The sequence below is a fragment of the Rhodoferax sp. AJA081-3 genome, assembly GCF_017798165.1.
Classification (GTDB): domain Bacteria; phylum Pseudomonadota; class Gammaproteobacteria; order Burkholderiales; family Burkholderiaceae_C; genus Allorhodoferax.
This window is the reverse complement of sequence record NZ_CP059068.1, coordinates 3844835-3862609: the sequence shown is the minus strand read 5'-3', so window position 1 is coordinate 3862609 and position 17775 is coordinate 3844835. Positions and strand designations below refer to the sequence as shown.

Sequence of the window (17775 nt, the reverse complement as noted above, 5' to 3'; positions counted from 1 at the left end):
GGCTGTGGCATCCGAGAGGTATTTATGAAGCTGAAAAACAAACCGTTGGAGTACACGGCACGCGCCGCTGCTGTGTTGACCCTGTTGGCATCCTTCGCTGCGCAGGCGGTGGATACATTTGACGCCAGCACCCAGTTGCTGACGCTGGACGCGGTGACGCTGGGTGGCACCACCTACAACAATGTCCGGGCGACGGTGAGTGCCTACACCCTGCTGGGCGTGGATGGCGGAACCCCGGTGGCAGACACCTTTGATGCGGGCACCAACCTGCTGACACTGGGCGCGGTCACGTTCCAGGGCGCCACCTACAACAATGTGCGCGTGCGTATCAACACCTACACCCTGCTGAGCGTGGGCAGCAGCACGCCCGGGGCTGGCGCGGTATATGCCAACCTGAGCGGCGCCAGCCTGGGTGCCGGTGCCAGCCTCAATGGCGCCATTCCCTTCCCGGCCAACAACGCCTGGAACACCGATATCTCGGGGGCACCGGTAGACGCCAATTCCGACGCGCTGATCGCCAGCATCGGCCTGACCCGCGGCCTGCATCCGGACTTTGGCTCCGGCCTGTACGAAGGTGCACCCATTGGCATTCCCTATGTGGTGGTGTCGTCCACCCAGCCCAAGGTGGCGGTCACATTTACCGACTATGGCGACGAGAGCGACCCCGGCCCCTACCCGATACCGGCCGACGCGCCGATTGAAGGCCAGCTGGCCAATGGCGGCAGCTTTGGTGGCGACCGCCATGTGCTGGTCATAGACCGCGATGCCAACCGCCTGTATGAAACCGGCAACTCGTATCCGCAGGCCGGCGGAGCGTGGCGTGCCAGTGGCGGTGCGGTGTTCCACACCGACTCCAACACCGTGCGCCCCGGCGGTCAACCGGGCTGGACCAGTGCCGACGCGGCGGGCCTGCCCATCTTCCCCGGGCTGGCGCGGTATGACGAAGCGTCCACCGGTGTGATCCGCCACGCGCTGCGGTTTACCGCCAGCACCACGCGCCGCGCCTATGTGCCGCCCGCAACCCACTGGGCGTCCAGCAACACCAGCGCCAATGTGCCCCCCATGGGCATGCGGGTGCGACTCAAGGCCAGTTATGTGATCCCCGCCAGCTTCAGCACCGAGAGCAAAGCCATCTTGCAGAGCATGAAGACCTACGGCATGCTGCTGGCTGACAACGGCTCCAACTGGTATGTCAGCGGCGCCCCCGACCCGCGCTGGAACAACGACAAACTGGTGTCGGAGCTGGGCAGTGTCAAGGGCTCCAGCTTTGAAGTGGTGCGTATGGATGGGCTGGTCACGCCCTAGCCCACATTCAGGGTTGGGTAACACCCCGGCTGGCACACCAGGTGCGCCACATGGCCCTGAAGGCCCCCTCGGCCTCGGATGCCAGGCCACGGCCATCCAGCAAACCTGCGCCTTCCATACGTGTGCGCAGTGATGCACGCAGTGCAGCCAGCGCCTGGGCGTTTTGCGCCAGCGACACCGCCTTGTCTACGTAACTCTGGGGATCGTTGGCAATGCACTCTTGCAGCCCCATGCCGCTCAACATGCTGGCGCCCACCCGGCTGGCGGCCGTCTCCCCTGCGAGGGTGATGACGGGCAGCCCCATCCACAAAGCATGGCAGGTCGTAACCCCGCCGTTGAAGGGGAACGGGTCCAGCGCAATGTCAGCCTCCTGGCCCAGACGCAGATAGTCTTCCATACCCGTCCATCCACGCAGAGACAGCCTGTGTGGCTCTACGCCGTGTGTGTCGAACGCAGCGTGTAACGCAGCCGCCAGTTCGGCATGCTCCAGGCCCGCCGCCTGCACCAGCAGGCGTGCATCCGGCATGCGGGTGAGGATGCTGGCCCACCATTGCAGTACCTCCGGGGTGATCTTTGCCAGGGTGTTGAACGACGCAAAGGTGACAAATCCGTTGCGCACCAAAGGCCCCAGCCCCACTGGACCACACGCGGGGTCTGGACGGAAGGCAGCGTAGAAGCGCGGGAGCCGCACCAATTGTTCCGTATAAAACGCATCACTCTGGCCGGGTGGATCCATGACCGCATCGGTTAAACGGTACTGCATGGTCTGCAAGCCGGTAGAAACCGGAAACCCAAACCAGCTGACCTGCACCGGCGCGGCCTGGCGGGCAAACACCAGCAGCCTGTGACCCTCGGTATGGCTGGAGAGGTCCACCAATACATCGATGCCATCGGCCGCAATACGCTGGGCCAGTTCCGCGTCACCCATAGCGGCACAGGTGACCCAGGTGTCCGCATAGGCCTTGAGGCGCTCGGTAACAGCATCCACGGCGCCATTGTTGCTGTAACACACCACCTCACAGTCGCCCTCGTGCAAACCAGCCAGCAAAGGTTCGATCCAGTAGGCGGCCGCATGGTTGCGAAAATCGGCCGACACCAACCCGATGCGCAGTCTGCGCTCCGGGTCTGGCACGTTGGTGTGCCGCGGGCCCTGGTTCTGCAAGGCCTGCCCGTGCAGGACACCCCATGACTGGACTTGCTGCCACAGCGCCTGCGCGCTGGTCGACACATAACTGCTGGCCAGGATGCGGCTGCTGCGTGTCAGCGCATCCCTGGGGTCCAGACGCAATGCTTCTTCAAATGCCAACACCGCATCACGCTGGCGGCCCAGGCGCAACAGGGCGCCGCCCAGGTTGGCGTGGTACATGGCCCGTGCCGGCTGAAGCCTGACGGCGGTCTGGTAGGCACTTGCGGCCTCTACCACCCGCTGCATCATCAGGTAAGCACCGCCCAGATTGCAATGTGCTTCGGCAAAATCCGGCTTGATGTCGATGGCTGCCTTGCAGGCCGCCACCGCACCCTCTAGGTCGCCTTGCGCCTTGCGTTCCAGGCTGAGGCTGTTGAGCGGGTCCGCATAACGCGGCGCGTGGGCAATGGCATTTTGGAAGCTGGCCTTGGCGCCTTCCCGGTCCCCCGCCTGGCTCAGGGCCCGCCCCAGGTTGTTGTGCGCAACGGCGTAGTCTGGCTTGAGCGCAATCGCCTCGCGGTAGTACCGTATGGCCTCTGCCAGATGGCCCTGGCGCAACAACATATTGCCCAGGTTGTAGCAATAAGCGGGCACCGTCGGATCGGCCTTGACGGCCTTCGTGACCAACTTGATGGCCTGGTCCGCACTGCCCATTTCTTCAGACAGGCAGCCCAACAAGTGCAGCACCTCAGCGTTGTCGGCATCCTTGCGCAGGATGTCCGAATAGACCGCTTTGGCGGCCTTCAGATTGCCAGACAGTCGATAGCGGGATGCTTCGGCTAGGCGGTTCGCCATGTCGGCCTTGGCAGGTTTTACCGCCATGGCATGCCCCATACGCACGCGATTACTTTTGCATTTGCCGATTCAAGTAGACACACAGCCAACACTCCAGCATGAAAGAAAAGGCTGCATTATCCATCTGAAGAAATCGCGCTGTAGGCGCGTCGTGTGGTGCCGGCTCAGCGTGCGGTGGCCACCTTCTTGGCCAGGTCTTCCCGCTTTTGCGCCAGATACTCCTCCAGCGTCAATTCATGCAATTGCGCGGGATGCCGCTCGGTCAACGCGAACCAGGCGCGCAGCCGTGCATCCATTTGCGCCGCGGGTGCGCCGCCTGCCACGCCGGTATAGGCCTGCAACGCCAGGTAATTGCGCATCACATTGCGCTCCACCGAGCCGCGCTCACCCTGCACGTATTGGGGTTTGCCATCGCTACCCGTGCTCACCACGCTGAAGCCGATCTTGTTGCGCCCTGCGGTGGCCAGGTAGAGATTCAGCGCCATCTTGGCCATGCTCCCGTAACGGTAACCGTAGGCAAAGTGCAGAAAAGTGCGCTGCCCTGCCAGTGGCGTAGCTTCAAAAACAATGCGGTAGTCCGCCGTGGACAAGGGTCCGCTGGCGGCCACCAGTGTCACGCGAACGTAGTCTGCGCTGGTGCTATCCACCCGCATGGTGTAAGCCATGCTGTAGGTCGCAGCGCCCCCGGCGGCGGCTTGTTTGGGTCCCGCCGTCAGCATCAGCACGTCGCCCTGGGGGCTGCGCTGTACGTCACAGGCGCGCACATTGAGGTGTAAGAACAATACGCCACACACGGACTCCGGCCCGCTCAACAGGCTGCTCACCGTTGCAAAGGGTGCACCCAGCTCTGCATAAACATCCGCATGCAAGCGGTTGCCACTGTCCTGTGACGCCAGGTGCAGTGGCTCGCCAAACGTCTTGCCCTGCAACTGGGTGTGGAACTCGGCCTGTTTGGCCAGCAGACTGGCCGCGTTGTGGCTGTTGGGCGGCTCCACTGCCGCTGCTGCGGTCACCGAAATACTGCACAACAGCATGGCGCCCAACAAAAGGCGTGGAATCAACAAGAGGGTACGGTGCATGGTGGGATTGGGCGTGTGTTTGGTCGCGTGTTTGGCAGCAATGCCTTGGCCTTGCATTGTGCTGGCGCGTGGGCTTAGCGGTCCGTACGCCACGGCACATCCAGCGGCCGGCATTCCGTACATGCCCTGCGCGAGAAACCGCACACCCCATAGTCCGATTCCGATTTTTCAGACGGCGATGGACACAAACGCGGCGATCACTCTATGTAAATCAAGGACTTAGCAACACGCACCGGTTGGCACGGTGCGTGCAAAACATCCTGCGGTTTAGTCCATTGCAACTTACTGGAGACAACAACATGTTGAAAACACAACTGATTTCCGCCTTGGCACTGTCGGTGCTGTTCACGGGTGCCGCACAGGCACAAGAGGTCGTCCGCCTGGGCAATCTGAAGTTTGCCCACTACGGCGCCATTTCTTACATCAAAGAGATCGCACCCAAGTGCGGAATCAAAGTCGAAGAACATGTGTTTGCCAAAGGGCCTGATGTGATGCAGGCCATTCTGGCGGGTGAACTGGATGTGGGCGCCACCGCGTCCGAAGGCGCCATCTCCGCCCGTGCCAACGGTGCACCCATCTATGTGGTGGCGGGTTTTGCCAAGGGCGGCGCCCGCCTGGTAGCCCGGCCGGATGCCGGCATCAAGTCGGTCAAAGACCTCAAGGGCAAACGGGTGGGCGTGACCCGCGGCGGCATCCATGAGGTACTGCTGGCGGCGCAGTTGGGTCAGAACGGCCTGAGCATGTCCGACCAGCCGGGCAAGGATGTGCAGGTGGTGTACCTGGCCTTTGCCGACCTGAACCAGGCGCTCTTGGGCAAGAACCTGGACGCCATCATGCAAAGCGAGCCCCAGTCCTCGCAGGCCATCAACAAAGGTTTTGCGGTCGAGGTGATGAAGCCCTACGACACGCCCATTGGCGAACCCGTACGCACGCTGGTGATGACCGAGAGCTTCTACAAGGACCGCCGCGTAGTGGCCGAGAAATTCATGCGTTGTTTCGTCGAATCCACCAAAGGATTCATCGAGACCAAAGGCCAGGCCGAGAAATACGTGCGCGAAACCATCTTCAAGGGACAGATCACATCGGATGATTTCCAGGATGCCATCGCCAACTCCCCCTACTCCTACGACGTGACGGCTGCCCACATCCAGACCACCACCGACACCATGGCCAAGTACGGTGTGGGCAAGATGGCCAAACCACCCGTGGCAACCGACTGGGTGCGTACCGACCTGCTGGACCAGGCCAAGAAGAGCCTGGCCGTCAAGTAAGGAGCGATCGGCATGAGCAAAATCAATTGGCGCGCCATTGCGTCAGGTCTCATCGTGCCCGTGGCGGTTATCGCCCTGTGGCAACTGGTGTGTGTGCTGGGTTGGGTCAACCCGCTGAAGTTGCCATCCCCGCTGGCGGTGGCGCAGCGCTGGGTGCAGTATTTGTCTCCGGTTGATGCCTACACACCCGGTGCCGGCAGCTGGTTGGCCTGGGCCGTTTCAGGCGAACTGCTGCGTGACGCCTGGGGCAGCATGTACCGCGTGTTGATCGGTTTTCTGATTGGCGGCGGACTGGCCTTGCCGATTGGCATCCTGATGGGTGCCAACCAGCGCATCTACGACAAGATGTACATCCTGGTGCAGGTGCTGCGGCCCATCCCCCCCAGCGCCTACACACCCTTGGCCATGTTGTGGTTTGGCCTGGGCAACCCGCCCGCCGTCTTCATGATCTCCATTGCAGCCTTCTTCCCGGTGCTGATCAACACCATCGTGGGTGTGCGCCAGGTTGACAGCATTTACCTGCGGGCGGCACGCAATTTGGGTGCCAGCCAGAGCACCCTGTTCCTGCGGGTGATGTTGCCGGCCGCCACGCCCTACATCCTGGCCGGCATACGCATCGCCATCGGCGCGGCCTTCATGATCGTGATCGTGTCCGAGCTGATTGCGGTGCCCGATGGCCTGGGCTTTCGCATCAACGAAGCCCGCGAATACTCGTGGACCGACAAGGTCATGGCCGGCATGTTCACCATCGGTCTGATTGGCTTGGCGCTGGACATTGGCATGAACAAACTCAACAACTATTTGCTGCGCTGGCACCGTGGTCTGGAGAGCTGAAATGAACGCTACACAAATTCAAGTCAAGGCCGTCAACAAGATCTTCAAGACCGCCGACAAAGAGGTGGTGGCGCTGCGCGACATCAACCTGGACATTCCCGAAGGCCAGTTTGTCTGCCTGCTGGGTCCATCGGGTTGTGGCAAGTCAACATTGCTCAACGCGGTGGCGGGTTTCTCATTGCCCAGCTCCGGCGCCATCACCGTGAACGGCACCACGGTGACCGGGCCTGGCCCGGACCGCGGCATGGTGTTCCAAGAATATGCGCTGTTCCCCTGGATGACGGTGGAGCAGAACATCGGCTTCGGGCTGGAAATCAAAAACGTGGACAAAACCGAGATTCAGCAACGTGTGGGCCAGTTGCTGGCCATGCTGGGTCTCACGGACTTTCGGCAGCGGTTTCCAAAAGACCTCTCGGGCGGCATGCGCCAACGGGTTGCCATTGCGCGGGTGCTCGCCTTGAACTCGCCCACCATGCTGATGGACGAACCCTTTGGCGCGCTGGATGCGCTTACCCGGCGCAACCTGCAGGACGAGCTGCTGCGCATCTGGGCCGAGCTCAAGAAGACCATCATCTTCGTGACCCACAGCATCGAAGAAGCCATCTACCTGGCCGACCGTATTGTGGTGATGACCTACCGCCCCGGCACGGTCAAACGGGACATCCTGGTGGACCTGCCCCGCCTGCGCGACCCATCGTCTGCCGCCTTTAATGCGCTCAAGCGTGAACTGGGGCAACTGGTCATGGAAGAGCAGCAGCGCCACCACAATGACGAACTGAAGATGGCGGCAGTAGACTAAGGGCCATGGTCCGCGCCCGACGCCTTGTCTCTTGGTCCGGCGCCCTGGCGCTGGCCCTGGGCTTGGTGTCGGTTGCCTTCTGGTTTGGCGCTCGCAATGCGGACGCCAACATCCACCTTACCGGCGAGCGGCAACTGCAGATCATTGCACTGGACCTGGAGGCGGTGCTGGACCGCTTTGACACCCTGCCCTACTCGGTGGCGCACCTGCCAATGGCCTCCCAGCTTCTGGCGGCGCCTGGCCATGCAGCATTGCAGGGCGAACTCAACGACACCTTGCAAGACCTTGCGCAACAGGCTAAGGTGGCCGCCATCTACCTGATGGACCACAAAGGCAAGACCATTGCGGCCAGCAACTGGGACACACCGCAGTCTTTTCTCGGACAGAATTTTGGGTTCAGGCCCTATTTTCGGGATGCCATCCATGGCCAGCCCGGCTACTTTTACGCCATCGGCAACACCACCAGCATCCCGGGTTACTTCATTTCCCAACCGGTCTACCCCGCAGGCACCAAACGCGGCTCGGTAGCGCCGATTGGGGTGATCGCGGTCAAGATCACGCTGGCCTCGTTTGAGCAGACCTGGCGCAGCAACGAGGACCCCATTGCCCTGGTCGACCGGCATGGTGTGGTGTTCCTCAGCAACCGCAGCGACTGGGTTTACAACAGCCTGCGCCCGCTGGCCCCTTTGGTGCAAAGTGACATCGAACAAACCCAGCAGTACATGGGCAAACAGATCAAACCGATTGCCAGCCTGCCCGGTGCTGCACGCAAGGGTTTTGGTGCCTATGTGGGACGCCCCGTGGGGCGTCTGGGCTGGCAGTTGATGCTGTTCCCATCGCAGGCCAAGGTGCTGCGCGCCGGGATATTGTGGGCCAGCATCACGGTCTTGTTGTTGCTGGTAGCGGCAGCCGTGGCGGCCGTGCAGTACCAACGCCGCCGCAGGCTGGAAGAGCGCAGTGCAGCACAATTGGCCCTCAAAAAAGCCGCAGACGACCTGGAACACAACATCGCCCTGCGCACCCAGGAACTGCAGTCGGCCAATACACAACTGGCCGCCAAATACGACAAGCTGCAGCAAACCGAAAACCTGCTGCGCTCCACCCGCAACGAGATGGTGCAGGCCGGCAAGCTGGCCATGCTGGGCCAGATGGCGGCCGGCATCACCCACGAGCTGAACCAGCCCCTGACCGCCATCCGCGCTTTTGCCGACAACGCCAGTACCTACCTGTCCCGCGGGCAAACCACACAGGCCGATGACAACCTGCGCCACATCAGCGCCGCCAGCGCACGCATGGGCAGCATTGTGAGCCAGCTCAAGGGTTTTGCCCGCAAGAGCCCGGAGGCCGTCGCGGTGGTGGAGGTCAACCGGGCCATCCAGGACGCAGCCCTGCTGCTCGACAGCGAATTTGCACGCCACGGCGTGCAACTGCAGCTGGATCTGCCCGAAACCTTCTGCGTGCTGGGTGACACCGTGCGGATTGAGCAGGTGCTGATCAACCTGCTGCGCAATGCGCTGGACGCCGTGGAACAGGCCCCCGAGAAAACCGTGCGGGTGGTGCTGGAGGCCGATGCGCAGCAGGTGCGCATTCGCATCCTGGACTCGGGCATGGGCCTGCCACAAGAGGTGGTCAAACATCTGTTTGAACCCTTCTTCACCACCAAGGCCACCGGCCACGGCCTGGGTCTGGGCCTGGCCATTTCATCGTCGATTGTGCAAGCCATGAACGGCCACCTGGAGGCCCGGAACAACCCCGACTGCGGGGCCGAGTTTGTGGTCTACATACCGCGCTGTGCGCAAGAAAAACTACCCGCATGAAAACAAGCAACCTGTCCCACTGCCACGCCATCCTGGTTGAAGACGAACAGGCCGTTCGCCTGGCCACCACACAAACCCTGGAGCTGGGGGGCTTTACCGTGCAAGCCTGTGCCAATGCCGAACAAGCCTACGCACTGATCAACGCCGACTACTGCGGCATTGTGGTCACCGACGTGCGCCTGCCCCAATCCTCGGGTCTGGACCTGCTGGCCCACACCCTGCACACCGACGCCGACCTGCCCGTCATCCTGGTAACGGGCCATGGGGATGTGGTCATGGCGGTGCAGGCACTGCGCACCGGTGCCTACGACTTCATCGAAAAACCCTTTGCCGCCGAACGCCTGCTGGAGAGCTGCCTGCGCGCCCAGGAAAAGCGCACCCTGGTGCTGGAAAACCGCCGCCTGACCAAGGCCTGGGCCGCGCACCCGTCCATGCCCGAGTTGATAGGCCAGTCTCCTGGCATCGAACGGCTACGCAAATTCATCCAGAACATTGGCCCCACACAGGCCGACGTGCTGATCAACGGCGCCACCGGTTGTGGCAAAGAGGTGGTGGCGCGCCAGCTGCACCTTGCCAGTCGGCGCAAGGGTGAGTTTGTGGCCATCAACTGCGCGGCCCTGCCCGAGTCGATGTTTGAGAGCGAGATTTTCGGCAATGAAGCAGGTGCCTTCACGGGCGCACAAAAACGGCGCATCGGAAAACTGGAGTACGCACACGGGGGCACCGTGTTCTTGGATGAAATCGAGAGCATGCCCATGGCCTTGCAGGTCAAGATGCTGCGGGTGCTGCAGGAGCGCCAGTTGGAGCGCCTGGGCGGCAACGCCACCGTGGAGCTGGATTGCCGCGTGATCGCGGCCACCAAGGTCGATCTGCGCCAGCTCAGTACCGAGGGCAAGTTCCGCGAAGACCTGTACTACCGGCTGGGTGTGGTCAGTGTGGCCCTGCCCCGCCTGAACGACCGGCGTGAAGACATCCCCCTGCTGCTGGCGCATTTTGTGCAGCGCGCGGCGCTGCGTTACCAGAAGGCCGCCCCGCCCTGGAGCGCCGCGGACATGGCCCAGTGGCAGCAGCGCGACTGGCCGGGCAATGTCCGCGAGCTGCGCAATTTTGCGGACCAGCTGGTGCTGGGCGTGGCAGACATGGGGCAACACTCCGGCGAAGCCCCTTCCCAACCCATAGACACCACCCCAGGTTTCGACGGCCTGCCCCGGCGCCTGGATGCGTATGAGGCTTCACTGATCCAGGCGGCCCTGCGCGCCAGCGACTTCAACGTGGCGCTGGCCGCGCAAACACTGTGTATTCCCAAGAAAACGCTGTACGACAAGCTGAAGAAACACGGCATTCCGGTCGGCCGCGCCTAGCGCACAACACGCGTCGCTGTGCGGAAATTGGGAAAACACCGCGCGCCGTTCTGAAGTCCCAGACATCAACGCCCAAGCAACACAGAAAACCTGAACAAAAACAAACACTTGCAACAAGCAAGGCCTTGGCACAAAGCGTGCGCAGTCTTGGTGCGGAACAAACGCACCACTATAAAAGGAGACACGCACATGACATATCCCCAACACCTGGCCGGGCTGCTGCTGGCCACCCTGGGCTGCCTGGCCCACGGACAAATCCTGATAGGACAGACCACCGGTGTGACCGGCGCCGTGGCCGCCACCGTCAAGGAAACGGGCATAGGCGCCAAGCTTTACCTGGATGCCGTGAACGCCCGTGGGGGCGTGGGCGGTGAAACCATTGACATCGTCACGCTGGATGACAAGTTCGACCCCAAGCTGGCGGCCACCAACGCACGCACCCTGGTCGAAGAGCGCAAGGTGGTGGCCATGTTTATGACCCGTGGCACACCCCACACCGAGGCCATTATTCCCACGCTGGAGCAGCATGGCGTCCCCCTGATTGCGCCCTCCACGGGCGCCATGGTGCTGCACGTGCCGGTGCGCAAGTTTGTATTCAATGTACGCGCCACCTACCAGCGTGAGGCCGAGATGGCCATCTCGCATTTGGCATCCATTGGCATACAGCACATTGCCATCCTGCACGTGGACGACAGCTTCGGATTGGACGGACTGGAAGGGGCACAACGCAGCCTGGCAGGCGCCCGTTTGCAGGCCACCCTCATTGCCAAGTTTGACCGCAACAAGCCAGACTTTTCCAGCATTGCCCAGTCACTCAGCAAGTCACCGGTGCAGGCCGTCATGATCATAGGATCGGGGCCGGCCGTAGCCAGCGGCATACGGGCGATCAAGGCTGTGGGCAACAAACCGCAGTTCGTGACCCTGTCCAACAACGCCTCCGGCGGATTTATCCAGCTGCTGGGCGAAGACGCAGCAGGTGTCATCGTGAGCCAGGTCTTGCCCAAATCCATGAACGTGCCCCTGGTTCGCGAAGCCACCCAATTGGCCAAGGTTCGCAACATCGATGATCTCAGCCCGGCCATGCTGGAGGGTTTTGCATCGGCCAAGGTACTGGTGGAAGCCCTGCGCCGAGCCGGCCCCAAACCCACACGCGAGCGTATCCAGGCGGCACTGGAGGGCATGAGCCGGTTTGACCTGGGGGGCATGGCAATCAGCTACAGCACAACCAACCACACGGGCCTGGACTTTGCGGACCTGTCCATCATTGGCACTACCGGCAAATTCCGGCGCTGAGCCGGGCCTGCGGCTGCGCCCTGCACAAACAGGGACAATCGGGGCAGTACCTTCAACTCTTTACGACGATTCAAGACCATGGAAACAGCCGCCCACGAACTCAGCATGACCGTGTTGATGACGCCCGATATGGCCAACTTCGCCGGCAATGTGCACGGCGGCACCTTGCTGAAGTTTCTGGACCAGGTGGCCTATGCCTGTGCCAGCCGTTATGCCGCCCGTTATGTGGTGACCGTCAGCGTGGACCAGGTCATGTTTCGCCAGCCCGTACATGTGGGCGAGCTGGTCTCGTTTCTGGCCAGCGTCAACTACACCGGCAAGTCGTCCATGGAAATTGGCATCAAGGTGATTGCGGAAAACATCCGCAGCCAGCAAAAGCGCCATGTCAACAGCTGCTTCTTCACCATGGTGGCAGTGGATGACGACCGCAAACCGGTCGCCGTCCCCCCGCGGCAACCCGTCAATGAGCGGGAGAAGCGCCGCTACGAGCAGGCCCTATTGCGCAAAGAGCTGCGACAAGACCTGGAAGCCCGCCTGGCCGCCATCAAGGGCGTGCACTAGCCGTCTACCGGGTCACGATCGCAAAATTACCGGGCGCCTTGTCGATCAGGCGGAAGAATTGCACCAGGTCGATCTTGCTACCCGTCACCGAGAGGTCGTCGCTGAGCAGCGTGTCTTTGACCCCTGCGGTACCGGCAACCATCTTGACAAAAATGTCCTTGGTCAGCGCCAACGTGGCGTGGGCATCGGGCGCAGCCTCACCCCGCCTGAAGTGCAGCACGGCGTTTTCAATCCACAACACATAGGTTTCCTTCAGGTCGGTTAACACCAGGTTGACCTTCAGGTCCTTGCCTTCTGCGTCGGGCCCATTCAAGCCCGCGGCCATGGCTTCCAGAAAACGCTCCATGGGTGTTTGCAACAGCATGTCCATGAGCATGGCTTTGGACGCACCTTTGGCGGGTGGGCCCTGGCGCAGCTCCTGGGCTGCCGTCAGGTACGAGTTGCGCCAGGTCGAGGCCTCGGCCATATACCCCATCTGGTCATAGGTCTTGGCCAGCAGTTCCTTGGCGGCCTTGCTGGAGGGATCGCCAAACACCGCGTGGTTCAGCAATTCGGCGGCCCAGCGGTAGTCGCCCTGGTCAAACGCACTTTGGGCTGCGGCCACGGCCTTGTCGGCACCACCCAGCAACGCAAGGTAGCGCTTGGCCGACTCCTGCGGTGGCAACAGGTTCAGGTTGGCCGGATTGCCATCGTAGGCGCCCAGGTAGAACTGGTACACGGCCTTGACGTTGTGGCGTAAGTCACCGTAGTAGCCGCGTGCGCCAAAAAAATCCGTCAAGGACTTGGGCAGTTTCACCATGTCCGCGATTTCGCGCGGCGTGTGGCCCGCGTTGATCAGGCGCACCGTCTGGTCGTGGGTGTACTTGTAAACATCGCGGTGCATAGTGATCATCTTCTGGATATTGGCCTTGCCCCATATGGGCCAGTTGTGTGAGCCAATGTAAATGTCAGCGTCCTGGGTCTGCACTAGCGCCTGGTCCATGTAGTTGGACCAACGCAGTGCATCGCGCACCTTGGCACCACGCACGGGCAGCAGGTTGTGCATGGTCTGGGCCAGGTTCTCGGCACCGTCGTACAGTTTTTTGCTGGGGATGCTGAAGGTCAGCTCGGCCGGGCATTCAGCGCCCGGCACGTTGTAAAACACAAAGTCCAGGCCGTCCACCTGCACTGGCTGCGTGGGTTGGTCAATCACAAGGTTGGGCGGCAGCACGCCAATGTTGCCGTAGGCCACATCCTTGCCCAGGCCGGTGTCCACATTGCCCTTGGCAGAACGCGGCAGGTCCCGGCCAAACTGGTACAAGGAGCGGCGCGCCATGCCGGTACCCACCAGAATGTTTTCACTGGTGGCCTCTTCCATGAAGCCCGCCGATGCAATGATGGGCAGCTTGCGCTGGGCAACGTCCTGCGGCGTCACGATGCCCAGCACACCACCAAAATGGTCGGCGTGGGCGTGGGTGAAAACGATGGCCGACACGGGCTTGTTGCCCAGGTGCTGGCGCGCAAACGCCAAGGCCGCGCTGGCCGTCTCGCGGGCGGTCAGCGGGTCAACCACAATCCAGCCCGTCTTGCCTTCGATCAGCGTCATATTGGCGATATCAAACCCGCGCAGCTGGTACACCCCATCGGTCACCTTGAACAGGCCAATATTGGCATTGAGCTGGGCATGGCGCCACAGACTGGGGTTGACCGTATCGGCGGCCTTGCTAGCCAAAAAGTCGTAGGCCGCAAAGTCCTTCAACACCGTGCCGTCGGCCTGTGTGATGGTGCCGCTGGGCCGGGCGATGAAACCGCGCTTGGCATCTTCAAAGTCAGCTGTGTCGTCCAGCTTCAGCGCTTGGGCGAATTGGGCGTTGACCTTCAGGGTCTCAGGGCTGGCATCACCCGCCGTGCCGCCAATGCCTGCGGTTTTGCTACAGCCCGTGCACAACACAAGCAGTGTGGCCACTGCAAAAGCCAGTCGGCGTGGGGTTCGGTGTTTTGCCATTTTCCTGTCCTATCCAAGTTTTGGACGGATTGTGGAAGCACCCCTAAAATTCGTCCAATGCATTCAAACGCGAAAATCAATGCATCGGCTGCATTGGATGACAAGGAAGATCTGTATGGAAATTCGGCGGCTCAAACACCTGGTGGCACTGGCCGACACCCGCAACTTTGGTCGCGCGGCACAACAATGCCACCTGAGCCAGCCGGCGTTCAGCCGCAGCATCCAGGCTGCTGAAGACGAACTGGGCCTGCAGCTGTTCGACCGGGGTTCAACCGAGGTGCGCTGCACCGATGCGGGTGCGTTTGTGGTTGAGCGCGCCCGCAAACTGGTGTTCGACAACCACTGCCTGGAACGTGACGTCAGCCTGTACCGCGAACGCCAAATGGGCGACATTGCCATCGGCGTAGGCCCTTACCCCGCGGCCACGCTGCTGCCGGTCCTGCTGACCGACATGCGCACGCGGTTCCCCGCCGTCCATGTGCGGGTGGAGGTGAACAATGCCAATTACCTGGCCGACCACCTGCGTGCAGAAGAACTGGATTTTTATGTGGCCGACCTGCGCAACATACCGGCTACATCGGATCTGGAAGTCACCCGCATCGGACAGTTGACGGCGAGTTTTTATGTGCGCAAAGGCCATCCCTTGCTGAACCAAACAAGCGTGCAGGGCAAGGCCTTGCTGCCCTATGGATTGGCCAGCGTGCGGGTGCCGGAAAAGATTTTGTTGTTGCTGGCATCCCTGATGGGGTTGCCTCAGGATGTGCGCCTGCCTCTGGCCATTGAGTGCGACGATTTGAACCTGCTCAAGACCGTGGCCATGGCCACCGACACCGTGGTGGCTTGCGCCGACGCCGGTGCGCTGGAAGAGGTTGCCGACGGGCGGCTGGTGCGTTTGACCACCTCGGACATCCCCACCCAGTTTTCCGACCTGGGTGTGGTGTCCCTCAAGGGGCGCAGCTACTCACCCATGGCGCAGTATGCCGTTGACTTCCTGGCCATGCTGGGGCTACAGCAGACCAGGCCGTAATACGCGCCAGGGTGAGATGCTCTGTGGTTTCGGCTTATTTGACAGCGTTCTTGACAATATCCTTGGCGTCCTGAACCAGTTCTTTCACATCACCCGCGCGCTTCTCAGCCTTGCCCTCGATCTGCTTTTCCAGGCCCTTGAGCTGTTGCTCGGTGCTGCCTACCAGTTTGCCGGCGCCCTCTTGCACTTTTCCAGCGATGTCTTTGGCGGTACCGGAGATTTGGTCTTTGTTCATGGTGTGGAGTCCTTTAAGAAATTGAATAACGGGAACATGTGAGCCAAGCTTTGGCCTACGGGTGAATACTAAAAACAAAGCCTCCGGCCATCGGTGCGATGGCAAACATACGGCCCGTTTTTTTCCGCATCCCTGTCGCATTCCCATGTGCGTGCGGCTGCGCACCGACATCTGCACCACACGGCCCTATCTTCAGATTGCAAACCCGCAAACCACTGGAGTTCACCATGATCATGAAAAGCAAGGCCACCCTTTGTACGGTGCTGGCAGTTTCACTCTTCGCCGGGCAGTTTGCGTTTGCCCAAGGCGATGCGCCCGGTGCCAACCGCAACCGCTATGAACAGAACCAGCGCAACAACGACAACAACCGCGACCGGGACCGCCGCGACGATGCCCGCCAACAAAATCGTTACTACAACAATGACAACGACGGACGTGGCCACGGCCACAACAACCAACGCGGTGACCGAGATAACCGTGGTGACTACCGCGCAGAGCGTGGTGCCGGCCCCAACCATTCGTACTACCGCGGCGGTCACCTGCCATACCAGTACCGCACACGGCAATACGTTGTAGAAGACTGGCGCGGCCACCGCCTCAGCGCACCACCGCGTGGTTACCACTGGGTACAAAGTGGCAGCGACTACATCCTGGTGGCCATCGCCACCGGTGTGATCCTGCAACTGCTACTGAACAACTGATGCCCCTTGGGCCAGAGCGCAGGTCTTCCGGCTCTACAGCCAATACTCCATGCGGCGCGCGGCCCATTCCTTCAGTCGGTTGGAGAAGGGGCGCTTGCCCCACTCATCGGCCTTGACCTCGGTGGAATAACGCAGATCTTCTTCAAAGGCCGACTCCAGGGACTCGGCAAACGCGTTGTCCAGCACCACCACATTGAGTTCGTAGTTGTGCAGAAAACTGCGCGTGTCGATATTCGTCGACCCCACCGTAGACCACAGCCGGTCGATGACGGCTGTCTTGGCGTGCAGAACGGCAATCTGCAGCTCAAACACCCGAATCCCGCTGCTCAGCATTTCGTCGTAGAACGACTGACCGGCATAAAACACCAGGCCCACGTCCGTGACGCCGGGCAAGATGATTTTTACATCCACACCGCGGCGCGCAGCCCGGGTCAAGGCCCGCAAGATCTGCACATCCGGCACAAAGTAGGCACTGGTGATGTGGATGGACTTGACGGCAGAGTCAATCGCCAGGATGTGTGCCGCGTAAATGTCCTGGTCTGTATCGGGCCCGCTGGCCAGCACCCGCACCAGCTTGTCCCCTGCATTGCCCAGCGGAGGGAAAAAATTGCTGTCGCTCAGTTCGGGCGATGCCTGGCTCACCCAACTGGTCAAAAATTCCCACTGCATGGCCGCCACCGCCGGGCCTTCTACGCGGATATGGGTGTCGCGCCACCCGACCTTGGCGCTGCTGCGGTTCCGGGACCGGAACAACGAACTGTTCGCATAGGCCCCGCTGATGTTCACACCCCCGGTAAACGCCACTTTGCCGTCCACCACCAGCAGTTTTTTGTGGTCCCGGTTATTGGGCGACCAGCTGCCCCAACCTTTCAACGGGTTGACGGGGTTAAAGGCAACCAGGCGTATGCCCGCTTCGCGCATGTTGTCAAAAAAGGCCTGGGGGGTGCCAAAGGTTCCCACCGCGTCATAAATGATGTGCACCTGCACACCCGACTTTTGGCGCGCGATCAGCAGCTGCGCAAATTGCAGGCCGATCTCGTCCTGGTCAAAGATGTAGGTCTCCAGGTTGATATGGTCTTTGGCCGCTGCAATGGCGGCCATCATGGATGCCATGGTCTGGGGGCCGTCGTACAGCAGGGTCACCTTGTTGCCTGCAATCAGCGGTTTGCCGGTCGCAAGTTCCTCCAAAGAGGCCAGCGCATTGACATCCACATGCGAATTTTTCCAGCGCTTGGGCAGTAGCGCCCCGCCAGCTTTTTTGCTCAAGGTTCCTTTGCCGCTGGTGACTGTGGGGCCCGATGCCGACGGCGTGATCTCTTGCAGATAGGCCACGTCGGGTAACGAGGCACAGGCGGTAAAACACAGACCCAATCCCGCCATACAGGCCAGACGCAGAAGCCGAAGGGCGGTGGGCAGGCGCAGATAGTGGGTCATAGCGGTTTCATGAACGTGCTGAGGAACTGGAGCACAGATTAACCAGCGGCCCGGCCAAAGTCCGTGCGCAAGCGAACGGACGCACACCCACTC

At 61.3% G+C, this 17775-nt stretch carries 15 protein-coding genes; 10 read left to right on the top strand and 5 right to left on the bottom strand.

Going from position 1 to position 17775, the window contains the following annotated elements; translation table 11 throughout:
* Positions 1–24: 24 nt before the first annotated feature.
* Complete coding sequence (locus HZ993_RS24650) at positions 25–1305, top strand: hypothetical protein (protein WP_245213682.1); 1281 nt, start codon at positions 25–27, stop codon at positions 1303–1305.
* A 7-nt stretch (positions 1306–1312) separates the two neighbouring features.
* Here the strand turns inward: HZ993_RS24650 and HZ993_RS18145 are convergent, their stop codons facing one another.
* Entirely contained in the window at positions 1313–3313 is a 2001-nt protein-coding gene (locus HZ993_RS18145) for a tetratricopeptide repeat protein (protein ID WP_209394128.1), read from the bottom strand.
* 137 nt (positions 3314–3450) lie between these two features.
* The gene (locus tag HZ993_RS18140; RefSeq protein WP_209394127.1) at positions 3451–4365 is read right to left on the bottom strand and encodes a hypothetical protein; all 915 of its coding nucleotides are present in this window, start codon (positions 4363–4365) and stop codon (positions 3451–3453) included.
* A 299-nt stretch (positions 4366–4664) separates the two neighbouring features.
* On the opposite strand from HZ993_RS18140, the gene HZ993_RS18135 reads away from it, so the two are divergent.
* The 7 genes from HZ993_RS18135 (at position 4665) to HZ993_RS18105 (ending at position 12301) form a co-directional block, all read left to right on the top strand.
* Positions 4665–5636: an ABC transporter substrate-binding protein gene (locus HZ993_RS18135; RefSeq protein WP_209394126.1), complete on the top strand. Its 972-nt coding sequence runs from the start codon at positions 4665–4667 to the stop codon at positions 5634–5636.
* 12 nt (positions 5637–5648) lie between these two features.
* Positions 5649–6470: an ABC transporter permease gene (locus tag HZ993_RS18130; RefSeq protein ID WP_209394125.1), complete on the top strand. Its 822-nt coding sequence runs from the start codon at positions 5649–5651 to the stop codon at positions 6468–6470.
* Between the two features lies 1 nt (position 6471).
* A complete protein-coding gene (locus tag HZ993_RS18125; RefSeq protein ID WP_209394124.1) occupies positions 6472–7269 on the top strand; it encodes an ABC transporter ATP-binding protein in 798 nt (265 codons plus the stop codon).
* A 5-nt stretch (positions 7270–7274) separates the two neighbouring features.
* A complete protein-coding gene (locus tag HZ993_RS18120; RefSeq protein WP_209394123.1) occupies positions 7275–9086 on the top strand; it encodes an ATP-binding protein in 1812 nt (603 codons plus the stop codon).
* On the top strand, positions 9083–10447 hold the full coding sequence (locus HZ993_RS18115) for a sigma-54 dependent transcriptional regulator (protein WP_209394122.1): 1365 nt from the start codon (positions 9083–9085) through the stop codon (positions 10445–10447). Before HZ993_RS18120 ends, HZ993_RS18115 begins: the two co-directional genes overlap by 4 nt.
* 189 nt (positions 10448–10636) lie before the next feature.
* Positions 10637–11740: an ABC transporter substrate-binding protein gene (locus tag HZ993_RS18110; protein WP_209394121.1), complete on the top strand. Its 1104-nt coding sequence runs from the start codon at positions 10637–10639 to the stop codon at positions 11738–11740.
* Between the two features lie 78 nt (positions 11741–11818).
* Positions 11819–12301: an acyl-CoA thioesterase gene (locus tag HZ993_RS18105; RefSeq protein WP_209394120.1), complete on the top strand. Its 483-nt coding sequence runs from the start codon at positions 11819–11821 to the stop codon at positions 12299–12301.
* A 4-nt stretch (positions 12302–12305) separates the two neighbouring features.
* Here the strand turns inward: HZ993_RS18105 and HZ993_RS18100 are convergent, their stop codons facing one another.
* Complete coding sequence (locus tag HZ993_RS18100; protein WP_209394119.1) at positions 12306–14285, bottom strand: alkyl/aryl-sulfatase; 1980 nt, start codon at positions 14283–14285, stop codon at positions 12306–12308.
* A gap of 115 nt (positions 14286–14400) precedes the next feature.
* On the opposite strand from HZ993_RS18100, the gene HZ993_RS18095 reads away from it, so the two are divergent.
* Entirely contained in the window at positions 14401–15312 is a 912-nt protein-coding gene (locus HZ993_RS18095) for a LysR family transcriptional regulator (protein ID WP_209394118.1), read from the top strand.
* Between the two features lie 34 nt (positions 15313–15346).
* On the opposite strand, the gene HZ993_RS18090 is transcribed toward HZ993_RS18095, so the two are convergent.
* The gene (locus HZ993_RS18090; RefSeq protein ID WP_209394117.1) at positions 15347–15547 is read right to left on the bottom strand and encodes a CsbD family protein; all 201 of its coding nucleotides are present in this window, start codon (positions 15545–15547) and stop codon (positions 15347–15349) included.
* A gap of 227 nt (positions 15548–15774) precedes the next feature.
* Between HZ993_RS18090 and HZ993_RS18085 the strand changes: the two genes are divergently transcribed.
* Complete coding sequence (locus HZ993_RS18085) at positions 15775–16248, top strand: RcnB family protein (RefSeq protein ID WP_371816941.1); 474 nt, start codon at positions 15775–15777, stop codon at positions 16246–16248.
* 33 nt (positions 16249–16281) lie between these two features.
* On the opposite strand, the gene cls is transcribed toward HZ993_RS18085, so the two are convergent.
* Positions 16282–17682, bottom strand: coding sequence for a cardiolipin synthase (gene cls, locus HZ993_RS18080; protein ID WP_209394116.1), 1401 nt, complete (start codon positions 17680–17682; stop codon positions 16282–16284).
* Positions 17683–17775 lie beyond the last annotated feature (93 nt).

What these genes read in the sequence shown, in the direction of transcription:
- HZ993_RS18090 (WP_209394117.1), bottom strand. Translation starts at nt 15,547, where the DNA reads ATGAACAAAGACCAAATCTCCGGTACCGCCAAAGACATCGCTGGAAAA.
- HZ993_RS18095 (WP_209394118.1), top strand. Translation starts at nt 14,401, where the DNA reads ATGGAAATTCGGCGGCTCAAACACCTGGTGGCACTGGCCGACACCCGC.
- HZ993_RS18115 (WP_209394122.1), top strand. Translation starts at nt 9,083, where the DNA reads ATGAAAACAAGCAACCTGTCCCACTGCCACGCCATCCTGGTTGAAGAC.
- HZ993_RS18145 (WP_209394128.1), bottom strand. Translation starts at nt 3,313, where the DNA reads ATGGCGGTAAAACCTGCCAAGGCCGACATGGCGAACCGCCTAGCCGAA.
- HZ993_RS18130 (WP_209394125.1), top strand. Translation starts at nt 5,649, where the DNA reads ATGAGCAAAATCAATTGGCGCGCCATTGCGTCAGGTCTCATCGTGCCC.
- HZ993_RS24650 (WP_245213682.1), top strand. Translation starts at nt 25, where the DNA reads ATGAAGCTGAAAAACAAACCGTTGGAGTACACGGCACGCGCCGCTGCT.
- HZ993_RS18105 (WP_209394120.1), top strand. Translation starts at nt 11,819, where the DNA reads ATGGAAACAGCCGCCCACGAACTCAGCATGACCGTGTTGATGACGCCC.
- cls (WP_209394116.1), bottom strand. Translation starts at nt 17,682, where the DNA reads ATGACCCACTATCTGCGCCTGCCCACCGCCCTTCGGCTTCTGCGTCTG.
- HZ993_RS18140 (WP_209394127.1), bottom strand. Translation starts at nt 4,365, where the DNA reads ATGCACCGTACCCTCTTGTTGATTCCACGCCTTTTGTTGGGCGCCATG.
- HZ993_RS18125 (WP_209394124.1), top strand. Translation starts at nt 6,472, where the DNA reads ATGAACGCTACACAAATTCAAGTCAAGGCCGTCAACAAGATCTTCAAG.
- HZ993_RS18100 (WP_209394119.1), bottom strand. Translation starts at nt 14,285, where the DNA reads ATGGCAAAACACCGAACCCCACGCCGACTGGCTTTTGCAGTGGCCACA.
- HZ993_RS18110 (WP_209394121.1), top strand. Translation starts at nt 10,637, where the DNA reads ATGACATATCCCCAACACCTGGCCGGGCTGCTGCTGGCCACCCTGGGC.
- HZ993_RS18085 (WP_371816941.1), top strand. Translation starts at nt 15,775, where the DNA reads ATGATCATGAAAAGCAAGGCCACCCTTTGTACGGTGCTGGCAGTTTCA.
- HZ993_RS18120 (WP_209394123.1), top strand. Translation starts at nt 7,275, where the DNA reads ATGGTCCGCGCCCGACGCCTTGTCTCTTGGTCCGGCGCCCTGGCGCTG.
- HZ993_RS18135 (WP_209394126.1), top strand. Translation starts at nt 4,665, where the DNA reads ATGTTGAAAACACAACTGATTTCCGCCTTGGCACTGTCGGTGCTGTTC.